This is a genomic window from Vibrio anguillarum (assembly GCF_003390515.1).
In the GTDB taxonomy this organism is placed as follows: Bacteria; Pseudomonadota; Gammaproteobacteria; order Enterobacterales; family Vibrionaceae; genus Vibrio; species Vibrio anguillarum.
On sequence record NZ_CP031478.1, the window covers coordinates 952,093 to 952,330 of the forward strand.

The window sequence follows — 238 nt, forward strand, 5'->3', positions numbered from 1 at the left end:
TGATATTTAGTAATGCAAGGCTAGTGCTCAGGTGTTTCTAGCAGCTTAATGGCACTTTCAACTGCATTATTGATCGCTTGGTCATTTTCAAGTTTTCCTGAACTTGCTGGCCCAAGGGCTCTAGAGTATAGAGCTAATTGTTTGTCCAAAGGCAAGCCCAACTGTTCATACAGATTTTCGCGAATTTTTGCATGTTGTTCAGGGTCTTGGTTTGCAAGGCTAATAAGTGTTTCATAAA

General features: G+C 40.3%; 1 protein-coding gene. It reads right to left on the bottom strand.

Features of this window, described 5'->3' with window-relative positions; genetic code table 11:
• Positions 1–20: 20 nt before the first annotated feature.
• The coding region (locus DD616_RS03965) for a PAS factor family protein (RefSeq protein ID WP_208871491.1) at positions 21–238 on the bottom strand (218 nt) is incomplete at its 5' end.